This is a genomic window from Dolichospermum sp. DET69, from assembly GCA_017355425.1.
GTDB lineage: Bacteria > Cyanobacteriota > Cyanobacteriia > Cyanobacteriales > Nostocaceae > Dolichospermum.
On sequence record CP070233.1, the window covers coordinates 1,978,531 to 1,990,709 of the forward strand.

The window sequence follows — 12,179 nt, forward strand, 5'->3', positions numbered from 1 at the left end:
TTTCATATTCAGTATTTTAGAACGGGACTGACGGGGCTCGAACCCGCAACTTCCGCCGTGACAGGGCGGTGCTCTAACCAATTGAACTACAGTCCCTTGAGTTCGATTTAACTTGCACTCTCACTATCATGCCTCTTCTTTTTCTATTTGTCAAGTAGTTTGAGAAAAATTTTTTTTATATCAGAATTTGGTAGTTAGCTGAATCAGCAGAAGCCCCACTTCTCACTATACCGGAGCATGGGGATGCCAGTCGCCTGCGACGGGAAACCCGACTCGGTGACTCCTTCATCATGCTTCTAGATGCTTTATTATTTCTAGTTGTATTTGTTTGTATTGCTGCTTTAACAAGTTTTTGCTAGTTGTAGTTTCGGTAGAAGCCGTAATATTTTTACTTTGTTGCACCCAATTTTTTAGGTTTTGCGTTTGTGGTGGAGAAATGCTGATACTAAACATATTAGTGCAGCTATATGGGGGTTCTAAGGTAAAGAAAAGTAAAGAATAAGACTCATTTTCTGCCAATGACCACACCAATTTGAGATTTTGGGAATTTTGCATATCTAAATAACATGGTAGCCACTTAGGGGTAAGGTCTCGGTCGTAAAGTAGCGTTATCCATAACAACATCGGATGGGGATATGTAATAAAAATAAATCGAGTGTAGCGTGTAGTATACGCATAATTGGGAATTTCTGATTGTGGCAACATTAACCACAAAGAAGTTGTGAATACTTTTTCTTCACTAATTAGCTGGGGAAAGACAATTTCTTGAATTGGTTTACTTTCAGGCCAAATGAATTGCTCTTCAACCATTATTTTTGTTTTAGATAACTCAGCATTTCTAAAACTCGAAGCTAAAGATACTTTGTCAAGAAATTGTGCTATATTCTCCAAAATTTTGAGAATTTCTGTCATATTTTGGGGACGTTGCTCCGGCTTTTTAGCTAAACAATTTATAATTAAATCATTTAGTTGCTGCGGGATTTGGAGACGGGGTTTAACATCAGATATATGTCTTGGTGGTTCAAATAAATGCACTTGATACCAAGCTCCAAATCCTTCTGCGTCTGGTTGCCAAGGTTTTTGCCCTGTCAACATTTCAAACATCATGACACCTAAGCTATAAATATCTGAACGACTATCTATATGCCCACCGTCTAATTGTTCAGGAGAACAGTATGGTAAAGTTCCATAGAATTCTTCACTGATAGCAATTGATTCTGTACTACTCAGGAATTTAGTAATCCCAAAATCTAATATTTTAACTAAGTTACCCAATATAGGATCTGGGGTGACAATAATGTTAGCAGGTTTAATATCTCTATGGACTAATAGATGAATTTTTCCGTCAATATTGACACCTTGATGAGCGCATTTCAAACCTAAACAAATTTGACGTGATAGATTGAGAAATATTGGTACTGGCAGAGGAATTAATTCCTTTAAACTCTGTCCAGATAAATATTCCATTACATAATATGGGTTGCCATTACTAGTTACACCATAATCATAAGCGTGGACAATATGAATACTTTTTTGGCTTAAAGCTGCACTGAGAAGAGCTTCACGGTTAAAGCTTTCTTGTCTTTGAGGATCAATAACAGTTTGAGATAAAAACTTAATAGCAACTTGTGTTCCTCCTAGCAACATATCTTCTGCTAAAAATACCTCACCCATGCCACCTCTTTCAATTAATGTTTTAATTTGATAACGGTTGGCCACCAATTCCTGATTTTGTGGAGGTAGGTATGGACTTTTGTTCACTTTAGATAACCTCTATAGGTCGGATGAAATACAATCGAGGACGGGGAAACCCAGCCCCTACAGGGTTTGTAATTTAAGATTTCTAAATAACTTTAAAAAGTGGGTTAATTTTTAATGCTATTAAGGCTTATTTTTCGCCAAGCTACGCTATCGGCAACCCCTGATTTTTGTTAAAAGTTAGGTATTCTTAAGCGGCGTAATAATCTAGTCAGTGGAGATTCAGTTTTCAGTTTAAAGGCTAAAATTTGGGTTTGTTGTAACCCATTAAAATTATTATCACTGATTAAAATTAGTGATGGTTGTCCATCAGGTAATTTTGCACCCAGGGTCAGTCCCTCTATATTATCTAATGATACATCTAAAGTTCGTAAATCTAACAGGAGTTTTTTCTCTGCTGGCTTGATTTTATCAGGGTCAATTTTGGCAATGCTGTCTAGGTTATGAATGTCAGTGGCTTTATCTAGGGAAACCTGAAATAGAAAAACCGTAAATCCCAAACCGGTGAAACTTCTTTCTATACTGAGAAAGTGTCCTTCGTTATCGAGAGCTAGTAAATCGGGTAAGCCACTGGCAAATTTACCAGTAGGATTAAACAAGGTTGTAACTGGTTGTGTTTGGTAAAGAAATTCCTGTGCTGGCTGCTTGGTTAAGAGGTTATATGCCAAAATGCGGCTAGAAGTACCAACACCAGATTTAGCTGCTACACTATCTTGAATTAAGGCATTTTCTGTGGCTGTAAATAGGAATTTTTGATTAGGTGTAATGGTGAGACTTTCAAAGGCTAAGTTGTTGCGGATGCCTTTTTGCTTTTGGGAATCTGGTAAAAATTTATCTGGTATGGGTAGGGTACTAATTGTTTTTCCAGAAGCCAGCGCAAATTCTTTAATAAAGGGATTTACCAATCTGTCTACGTGACCTTCAGAAGACACAAATATGGTATCTTGATTGGTGAGGGCAATTCCTTCTGTATCAGTGGTATTGGGAAGAAATGGTTGATTATTGTTACTTAATAAGTTTGTTACACTTACGGACATAACATCGTTATTAGTCAATTTACCTTTACTAAGGTCAATTGTTAAAGTATAAAAACGAGGTGGTGCTTTTTGCCCTGGATCATCGGATATTGCGTAGTATAGATTATTTTTAGGATCATAAGTAATTCCCGACAAACCACCAACTTCGGTTTTTTGGAAAATTAAACCTGTGGGTAAGGTAGCTTGTCCAATAAATTCTATACTATTGACAATTGAAGAGGCGGAAACGAAATTACTAGACAAAAAACTAATGAGAATTAGTGGAATAATCAAGACGAGAATTAAGGGCAGTTTCCGAGGTTTTAAGAGACGTGGCATATAGGAGAATCTAGGAGTTTAGAGAATTCCACAAAAAAGATGAACTGCTTGCAAGCAGTGCTAGTTACGCTATCCAATCTTGTATGATGGGCATCCTGCCTATCATACAGCAGGTTTCGCTTTTATGAGGTACATCTTAGCCCCCTCATCGCTTGCGGGGAGGGGGTTGGGTGTGGGGTTCTTCTACCTCATAACACAAAGGAAGTGCTGTAATATTATTAGCAGGCTGTTTGGCCTGCACCACCAGAAATTTTAGGATATTTTTTTATTTGGGAATCTCTGATGCACTTGCAAAAAAACTGACTAGCCAATCTTTCACTGTCCGGGTGGCGCGACAATCATCTTCGTTGTAGTCTTGGATGATGGCTAATAGGGTGCGATCGCCTGTTTCTAACCACTTATCATACCAGTAAATACATTTAGCACCATTGGCTGCTTGTTCACGCCATTCAAACCCTAACCAACGGGCAATGCTTTTTAACGCATAACTATCTATTGGTAAAGCCACACTTTGAATTAATTGTTCATAGATATCAATAAATCGATTCAGTATGGGATGAATTTGGGAGTATGGTGTGCGATACAGTTTACCAAGGCGTTTGACTGTATCTACTTCATAAGCACAAAAATGATAAATTGGTGCTTGGGGATATTGATTAACTAAATTCAGAAATTGCTGCCAAATTAATGGTTCTTGCTCTGGTGTTTCAGCTAAAAAAGCATAAAATTGTTCGGTGTTAGCTAGTCTATCTACAACTAAAACACCTAAAAGATAATTTAAATTTAAATCTGGCTGGGCTTCAATATCAAAATAGAGTTCAATGGGGGCTTTAAAAGTCAAATATTCTAAGGAAAAGCAATCAGCAAGAATTAAAGGTTGTTTAGTGTATGCTGATTGGGCTTGGATAACTAATTTAGTGGCCACATTACTATCAAATCCTATGAGGTTTTCTAAGGTGCTAGGATGGGTGTGAGCCAGTGATTCTAAAGTGGTGATAGCCAGATTTTGTAGTTGCGTGTAGCGAATGGGTGTTACACCTGGTATCAGGGAAAGGTGTTCCTGAGATTTGGCGATCGCATGACAATAATTATACCAATGACAAAGTGTACACTTTTGCCGAGAAATAAAAATTTCTGGTGCTGCTGCTGAGTCAATGACTTGAGTATATTCATTTAAAATATCTAACATTTGTGGTGTCCATTTATCTAAATCCACCAGGTATGTTTTATCCTTATCTCGCAATATCAGCCCCGCTTTACTGAGAATTACATCCTGAATTGTGGCTAAAACTTGGGCATGAAAAGCAATAACTACTTGATATTCCTGTTTAGGACGTTTACCCAATTCAATATTAACTGGGACATAGTTCCAATTGCCAAAACGGGATTCCCCCGGCTGTTTGACAAGTAAATCCGGACGACTCAGCAAAGTATATTTTTCACGATATGTAGTTAATAGCACACCACGACGAATGTAACTAACTCCTTGCTGCATCAGTTCTAGAGTTGATGCTGCTCCAGCTTGCCAATCTCTTGAAGTATAATTGGGTTCGTAGTAACTTAACTTTTTGACTATTCGCTGATGATGAGCAATTTTGTCTTGTTGTACCTTCAGTACCAATTCATTGGCAATCTCTCGCTCAAGGTAATCACCGTGAACATCTAAAAAAGGTCGCCGCTGACAGCGTTGAAATTGCAGTAAATGTTGAGCATTAATTAACATCCTTACAGCAGATCGCAGATCAATGAGGTACACAATCCAAATTCAAAACTAGACACTAAGCCAGTTTTACTCCTGACTCCTGACTCCTGACTCCTGAATTCTGCCTGATTAAGAATTGAATTGGTTGGCAAAATATTGTAATTCGGATTGTGATTTTTCATGTTCAATAACAAACACATTAGAGTAAAGATTAGCAATAACTTGTTTTCCTTGTTGAGTCAAGGATAGATAACGCAGACCATCTGTAATATAAGGATAAACACTATTCCAATAAAATTTGGCGTAGTTTTTGCGTAAATCCCCAGGATTTTGATATCCCAAAAGTTTAGTTACACCAGTTTCTTCAAATTCATAGTATAAACTGGTGATTTTTTTTAAGTAACGCGGGTCGCTTAATTGACCAATTAAATCAGCAGCGCGGACTAAACTAGCAAAACTATGGGAATCGTGGTGATCATCTACCGCAGGTACGGGAAATCTCGTTAATTCAATATTACTTTTAATGACTTCGGCATCAATGAGCGGATGTCCACCAAAGCGTTCATCAATAAATTGTTTAGCTCTATCTACATGATAGGGGGTAAGACTAGCATCAGAAGCGCCAAAGGGAACAGAAACCATGCCACCATCTTGACCGGTAGCATATAAACCTTCAGATTCTTGATCTTGACGACAAACTCCTTTGACATAGCCAATATCATGACAGAGGAGGGAAATAATGCAATGAAGCCAATCTTCGCAGGAAACTCCACCTTCACGGATATGTTTACCCCGCAAAATTTCTTGTCCTACCAAGGTGACAAGTACGGAATGTTCAACATTATGGTATAAAGCATCACTATTGGCGATGGTTTCTAAAGCCATATTGCCAGCCCAAGCAATAATGTCTTGATAATTAGTGTTTAAACCACCATAGGTGCGTTGATATCCTTCCCGAACTTGACTGACGAAAGCATTAATTATAATTTCAGTGGTATTGAACATACGGGGTTCTCAAACTATATATTTAATATATTCGGGTTTTTTGGCTGAAGCTGTAGGAAAAGGAAATATTTATAACTGATCAACAGTTATTTTTCTAGCTTAAATGATTTTCTGGATTTTTGGCTAGTTTAACCCACTGCTCCGCAAAGGCGGCATCCATAAGATAGAGTATAAATCGTTTTTTATTGATTTTGGCAACTCTTTATCATTTATCTGCCCATTTTTAGGCTAAATATTGCTACACTAAATTTCATACAAAATTATAACTTTTGTCATCTGCACCTTGTGAGAGCATAAGGATCAGCTCTCTGTGTGTATTCAAGATAAGAAAGATAAAAGAGCAAATCAAAACATGGTAGAATCCCTCAGAAAACCAGGCTTTGACGAAATCCGTTCTGGAGTTAAGTCCCCTGCTAAGGAAACCCTTTTAACACCAAGGTTTTACACAACCGATTTCGATGAAATGGCGCAGATGGATCTTTCCGTCAATGAAGACGAATTAGAAGCCATTATCGCAGAATTCCGCGTTGACTACAATCGCCATCACTTTGTTCGAGATGCTCAGTTTGAACAATCCTGGGACAGTATTGATGGGGAAACTCGCAAATTGTTCGTTGAATTTCTCGAACGTTCTTGTACAGCAGAGTTTTCCGGTTTCTTGTTATACAAAGAACTCGGCCGTCGCTTAAAGGATAAAAGCCCTCTTTTAGCTGAAGGCTTTAACCTAATGTCACGGGATGAAGCCCGTCACGCTGGGTTCTTGAACAAAGCCATGTCAGACTTTAATCTTTCCTTAGATTTAGGGTTTTTGACGAAAAGCCGTAGTTACACCTTCTTTAAGCCCAAATTCATCTTTTACGCTACCTATCTTTCTGAAAAGATTGGTTATTGGCGCTATATCACCATTTATCGTCATTTAGCAGCCCATCCTGAAGATCGGATTTATCCAATTTTCAACTTTTTTGAAAACTGGTGTCAGGATGAAAACCGTCACGGTGATTTCTTTGATGCGGTTATGAGAGCGCAGCCACAAATGTTGAATGACTGGAGAGCAAAACTATGGAGTCGCTTCTTCCTGTTGTCAGTGTTTGCAACGATGTATCTCAATGATATTCAACGGAAGGATTTCTATGCTTCCTTGGGTTTAGATGCACGAGAGTATGATATTCATGTCATTAAGAAGACCAATGAAACTGCTGGTAGAGTCTTCCCTGTGATGTTGGATGTTGAGAACCCAGCGTTTTATCAGCGTTTAGATGTTTGCGTCAAAAATAACGAAAAATTGGCAGCAATTTCTAGCTCTAATACTCCCAAATTCCTGCAATTCTTGCAAAAATTCCCAATCTATTTATCTCATGGTTGGCAGTTATTACAATTGTATCTGATGAAGCCTATTGATGCGGTTTCTGCTCACGGTCAAGCTCGTTAATTTGAGTTTAATTTTTTCTTGAAGAGGTGGTTTTGTTTTTGACAGAACCACCTTTTTTATTGTTTATCAAACAGAATTCAGGAGTCAGGAGTCAGAATTCAGAATTCAGTTGGGTATTCTGTGCGAGTGGCGGATGAATAACTGGGTTTAAGACCCCCACCAAATCGCAGATTTGGTGGTCTTTAATCAGTCGCAGGTCTGAATCCTCGACTGATTGATTCTGACTCGGTGGCTACTGACTCGGTGACTCCTTCTTCAACGAAGAAGGGAACATTAAACAGCGGGAAATCTGTCAATAAAGTTCAGTTAAATATTCTGAATCATTGAACGCGGATAAACGCAGATGAACGCAGATAAAGATGTGTTAAATATATTAAGTGAAACCCAAATTTGTAGACTGTCATCCATCATTTACTATGCACAAATGTTTTAGATATCAATTACCATTTCTGCTAACATTTTGTTTATTTACTAATTTATTACCTGCTTCTGGTGTAGTTGTTTGTTCAATCAACGCTAAAGAATCAAAAATAGCTGGATATTATGATAGAGATGGCAGTAGAGGCAGCAATGGCCGGAGTGGTCGAGATGGTCGCAGTGGGACAAATCAGACAGTAAATGCTGATGGTTCGGCGGCTAATATTGACTTATCTGGGAAAGATGGTGAAGATGGGGAGGATGGTGAACCGGGTTCTCGGCCTAGTTGTAGGAATCATCGGGAAGAAGGACGGGATAATATTAATGCCCCAAATGGTGGTAATGGTGGTAGCGGTGGTCAGGGTGGCAATGGTGGTCAGGGTGGCGATCTGACTGCCTATTATACGAATTTGGCAGATTTAAAGAAAATTGCTGTTCGCGCTGTTGGTGGCGAAGGTGGCAGGGGTGGAAGAGGCGCTAGAGGTGCGGTGGGTTGTTCCTGTCGTCAGCGACGTTGGGAGCGGGAAAGCTGTACGGGAAACTCTAATACTCCTAATCGTCAATGTATTCAAAAGGTTTATCGCTGTGATGATGGACGTGATGGCAGTGATGGTAGTAATGGCCGTGATGGTACACCAGGCCGATTAGGAATTTTAAGTATAGTTAATAGTAAAGAAGTTTTAGCAGATGATAAACCAACTGCGGAACTAGGAATTTCTCAATTAGTAAATCAACAATTCAATCTTTCTAAAAATAAATGGCAAATTCGTCAAGGGGCAAAATCTTTACTTGCTATTGGTTCTATAATTGCTGATGAATATCGAGAGTTTGAACGGCGGTTAGAGGCAAGTTTTAAATTAATTTGGTCAGAAAAACAGGCTATTAATAATTTCACTAATCAATCTGTAAAACTTACTTTAAATGATGCTCAACAAATAGATATTGCTTTTACTGAAAATCTCTGGGTTGATGGTACTGCTAAAACTACGGGAGGTTTGACGGAGTACACTGTGAATCATGCTATTTTGCAGGAAGATGTAACGAGGTTAGCTGTGGCTGAATTTGCTAATTCGGGACAAGATCTTAGTTTGAGAATAGTTGATTTAGGCGGCAAATCTGATGTAATTAATACTCAGTTTAAAATCAAATATCGAGCGCAGGATAATTTTGTTGATTCTTTTAATGCTCAAACTGTATATGAAGGAGAAATTCCCCCAGCATTAGTAACTCGTAATTATAATAATTTTACTCTAGCTTTGGGTAAGTTGAAAATTCCTATTCAATCTTTAAATCCTGGTGTAAAGGTTGATATTGAAGTAGTAGCAATTCGTTCTTTAAATGGACGTTCTGCACAGCAAAAAATTGGTTGGCAGGGGGTAATTCGTAAGGGAAGAATTTAGAATTTAGAATTTAGAATTTCACCCATTACCCATTACCCATTACCCATTACCCATTACCCATTACCTACTATTTACCCATGTTACGTTTAAGTTTTTCTAATTCGTCTTGGGTTTCCCAACGGCGAAATGTGTTTTCTAAGTCATCAAAATTACTATTACTATTACTATTAGTGGTAGTATTCCAACCTTGAGTTTCTAAACGTTTTTGGGTTTGGGCTTGAGTTCTGGCTGTTTGGGCTTCGGCTGCTTTTGTTTGTACTTCTTGACGACGCTGTTGAATTTTGCGGAGTAGTTCTTGAGATTGGCTAATGCGTTCTTTTAACCCTTGCATATGTCCCCACATCTGATTTCCTTCCCGTAGTAGTGCTGCTTCTCGTGCTTGGGCTGGTGTGGCTAAATCTTGTCTACCTGCGGCTTGGGCTTTTTGAATACGGATATGCCATTTTTGGATTTCTTGGGCTGTGGAGAGAATTTCATCTTGCGATCGCTTCTCTTGCAATTGTAACTCGGCAATCAACTTTAATGTATCTTCTTCTTGTTCCCGCAGTTGTTCTAAAAGTGCTTCTAATTCTAGATGAGGGTTATTCCGCAAAAATTCTTCTAACCGACTTTCTAAAAACCGACTTAAATCATCAAATAAGCTCACTGTTAAAACTCCAATTTTCGGATATTGTGACTATTTTATATCAGGGAACAGGGAACAGGGAACAGGGAACAGGGAACAGAAAAATTTTCTTCCTTCTTCTTTCTTCCTTCTTCTTTCTTCCTTTTTCTTTCTTCGTGTACTTCGCTCCTTCGTGGTTCATTAACTCCTGACTCCTTCTTCCTTCTTCCTTCTTCCTTCTTCCTTCTTCCTGACTCGGTGACTCCTTCTTCCTGACTCCTAACAAATTAAATCGGTGTTACCCAATATTTAATTCCTTGGATAATTTTTTGTTGTAATCCAAATTTGGGTAAATCATTTTCACTCCAGCCTAAATAAGTCCAATGGGGAAGATCACTAACTACAGTTTGAAACCAGCCATTTTCATTTAAAGCTTGTCCTTGGGCTGATGTTGATACTTGTAAATCAATTGCTAATCCCCAAAGATGCTGTGAAGTCCCTGGGGGGGCAACTAAACCGAGAATTTTTGTTTCTTTTCCGGTTTTTACTCGTGTCAATGTTTCACTATTGGCGTATTTATTCCAAAATCTTAAATTAGTGGCAAAGTTGCGAAGACAATCACCAGCGTAACCTGATTTAAGAGGAATATTTTCTAAACTTTTGGCTTTATTTAACGCTGTTGCGGCTGTTTTTTGTAAATAACATTCTTGAGTACCATCTACTAAAGCTATACTGATTGTTTTTTGAAAAGATTGTGTTTCTGATTCGTTATCTAAAATAACTTTTTGTGGTAAGTTAATTCCTAATGCCTGATTAATAAATACCGTTCCATAGGACCGCAGTAAAGTATATTCAAAAGTATCATTTTGGGGAATTGTGGGTATTTTGTTGGCAATTGCTGCTAAAAACCGCTGTTGATCATCTAATTGCTGATCGGGAATAAATGGTGTATCTACAGATGTCGTTGAATTATGACAAGGCACGTTGGAGTTAGTTGTACATTCTTGAGTAATTTGAGGTGGTTGTATTGACTGACTTTGAGAAATTTTGTGGACGGATACTAAGGTAATACTAACAAAAATAATTATAGTAACAAATGCTGCTATATTCAGAATTAGTTTCATGAAAATATTACTTATTTTGAAAATTTCGCTTTGATCATATCTTAATATCTAATCAGACTTTTGTATTATTAGAGGTTGTTTGATAGCGAAGCTATGAAGTTATGATTGATGTATAAAATATCTTTTTACCCCACCCTAACCCTCACCGATGTATTGGGGAAGGGACAAGATTCTCCTTAATCCCCCCTTTATAAGCTACGGTGTACACACATCTCTAGACAGGATGCTAAACGTGATCCGATCCCCCTAAATCCCCCTTAAAAAGGGGGACTTTGAAGAATTTAGCCCCCCTTTTTAAGGGGGGTTGGGGGGATCTAAACGTTGTGGGGCAACTCTAGAAGACTTGTGTGTACACCGTAGCCTTTATAAGAGGGGATTAAGGGGGGTAAAAATTCACAACGTATTACTCATACTCTTAAACTGATTATATTCATGCTTAATTATTTTTATGAAAACGATGAATTTTAAGAACTCCCGCATCCAAACTTTAGTTATTTATGGAATACTAGGAGCGATCGCTCTCGTGATGCTATTTCCATTACTATGGCTAATCAGTACAGCATTAAAATCACCAACGGAAAATATCTGGCAGTCACCACCACAATTATTACCCAATCAACCGACATTAGAAAACTTCTCCAGAGTTTGGCAATCTCTGCCCTTTGGAACTTATTTATATAATAGTCTACTAGTATCAGCGTTAACCGTTGGTTTGAATTTGCTGTTTTGTTCCTTAGCGGCTTATCCCTTGGCCAGACTGTCATTTGTGGGTAGAAACGGAATTTTCATCGCGATTGTGTCAACAATTATGATTCCGTTTCAAATTGTCATGATTCCTTTATATATTTTGACAGTGCAACTAGGGTTGAGAAATACTTACTTAGGAGTAATTTTTCCTAGTTTAGCTTCTGCTTTCGGGATATTTTTGTTACGACAAGCCCTGATAGGTGTGCCAAAAGAAATTGAGGAAGCTGCTCGCTTAGATGGTAGTTCTGAGTTAGGATTATGGTGGCATATAATGCTACCTGCCATTCGTCCAGCCTTGATTACTTTGGCTATCTTTGTGTTTATTGGTGCTTGGAGTGACTTTTTGTGGCCCTTGATTGTCATCCAGGATGAAAGTTTATATACTTTACCCTTGGGAGTAGCTAAGTTAGCGGGAACATTTTCCTTGGATTGGCGGTTGGTGGCTGCTGGTTCAGTAATTTCTATTACTCCAGTGTTAGTATTATTTTTGTTTTTACAAAAGTACATTGTCCCTACGGATACTGGGAGTGGAGTCAAAGGTTGAATTATTAGCAAAAACATCCAGGGTAATATCTTTGGTAGCCCCATTCTGGCATCAGAATTTATAGCTTTTACTAATAAGTTGGTAATTCCTAGTA

9 protein-coding genes and 1 tRNA gene are annotated in these 12,179 nt (G+C 38.2%); 3 read left to right on the plus strand and 7 right to left on the minus strand.

Going from position 1 to position 12,179, the window contains the following annotated elements:
• Window positions 1–22: 22 nt before the first annotated feature.
• From EZY12_09280 to EZY12_09300, 5 genes are all read right to left on the minus strand, one after another.
• A tRNA-Asp gene (locus EZY12_09280) sits at window positions 23–96 on the minus strand.
• 192 nt (window positions 97–288) lie between these two features.
• Complete coding sequence (locus tag EZY12_09285; protein ID QSX69750.1) at window positions 289–1,761, minus strand: serine/threonine protein kinase; 1,473 nt, start codon at window positions 1,759–1,761, stop codon at window positions 289–291.
• A gap of 170 nt (window positions 1,762–1,931) precedes the next feature.
• The gene (locus EZY12_09290) at window positions 1,932–3,113 is read right to left on the minus strand and encodes an esterase-like activity of phytase family protein (protein ID QSX69751.1); all 1,182 of its coding nucleotides are present in this window, start codon (window positions 3,111–3,113) and stop codon (window positions 1,932–1,934) included.
• Window positions 3,114–3,378: 265 nt separating this feature from the next.
• Window positions 3,379–4,836, minus strand: coding sequence for a TM0106 family RecB-like putative nuclease (locus EZY12_09295; protein QSX70599.1), 1,458 nt, complete (start codon window positions 4,834–4,836; stop codon window positions 3,379–3,381).
• A 108-nt stretch (window positions 4,837–4,944) separates the two neighbouring features.
• Complete coding sequence (locus EZY12_09300) at window positions 4,945–5,820, minus strand: metal-dependent phosphohydrolase (protein ID QSX69752.1); 876 nt, start codon at window positions 5,818–5,820, stop codon at window positions 4,945–4,947.
• 352 nt (window positions 5,821–6,172) lie between these two features.
• Here EZY12_09300 and acsF point away from each other — a divergent pair, with 352 nt between their 5' ends.
• Entirely contained in the window at window positions 6,173–7,249 is a 1,077-nt protein-coding gene (acsF, locus tag EZY12_09305) for a magnesium-protoporphyrin IX monomethyl ester (oxidative) cyclase (GenBank protein ID QSX69753.1), read from the plus strand.
• A gap of 416 nt (window positions 7,250–7,665) precedes the next feature.
• Complete coding sequence (locus tag EZY12_09310) at window positions 7,666–9,066, plus strand: collagen-like protein (GenBank protein ID QSX69754.1); 1,401 nt, start codon at window positions 7,666–7,668, stop codon at window positions 9,064–9,066.
• A 67-nt stretch (window positions 9,067–9,133) separates the two neighbouring features.
• On the opposite strand, the gene EZY12_09315 is transcribed toward EZY12_09310, so the two are convergent.
• Both EZY12_09315 and EZY12_09320 read right to left on the minus strand, forming a co-directional pair.
• Complete coding sequence (locus EZY12_09315) at window positions 9,134–9,712, minus strand: TIGR04376 family protein (GenBank protein ID QSX69755.1); 579 nt, start codon at window positions 9,710–9,712, stop codon at window positions 9,134–9,136.
• Between the two features lie 245 nt (window positions 9,713–9,957).
• Window positions 9,958–10,794, minus strand: coding sequence for a D-alanyl-D-alanine carboxypeptidase family protein (locus EZY12_09320; protein QSX69756.1), 837 nt, complete (start codon window positions 10,792–10,794; stop codon window positions 9,958–9,960).
• Between the two features lie 457 nt (window positions 10,795–11,251).
• Between EZY12_09320 and EZY12_09325 the strand changes: the two genes are divergently transcribed.
• Window positions 11,252–12,085 (plus strand): carbohydrate ABC transporter permease, encoded by an 834-nt coding sequence (locus EZY12_09325; protein ID QSX69757.1) that lies wholly within the window; start codon window positions 11,252–11,254, stop codon window positions 12,083–12,085.
• Window positions 12,086–12,179: the final 94 nt, after the last annotated feature.